This window comes from Bradyrhizobium sp. (assembly GCF_016462955.1).
Taxonomy (GTDB): domain Bacteria; phylum Pseudomonadota; class Alphaproteobacteria; order Rhizobiales; family Xanthobacteraceae; genus Bradyrhizobium.
Genome location: NZ_JAEMSD010000098.1, coordinates 16,169 through 16,664 on the forward strand (window position 1 = coordinate 16,169; position 496 = coordinate 16,664).

Genomic DNA, 496 nt, shown 5'->3' on the forward strand with positions numbered 1-496 from the left:
AAGGCGGCGAGTGCTATTCCTCCCGCGAGCCAAGCCTCGGCGTTGCGCGCATTGACCGGCAGCAGGGCGGCAATGAATGATCCCGCGAAAGGAAGGACGAGAACGGCAAGGAGGAACATTTGCGTTCGTTGCCCCGAACTGCGAGTTGGAGAGATGTCGTGTGCTGGACCCCGATTGCTTAGCCGAGGCAGGCCGATATCTCCACTGCTAGATTTTCGCTGTGATGCTGTCGAAGGCAATCCGCGCGTAGATCGCGAAGCTGAAAATCGATCGCCTGCGCCTCATTGTCGCGATCACAATGCCGACGAGCCGGCCGATCGCGGCCCGAGCAGTGTCAACCTTGATGGGCGTTCGATGGTTCCATATGCCGCATCCGCTTTCGGCGCTAGGGACTCGGAATGAGGCTCAGCGGCGACGGTGCCTGTCAAAGCAGCTGCCACGCGCTCCGCCCTCATCCTGCAGGGGAATCGCATATGGGAGTGATCTCGCCTGTGGC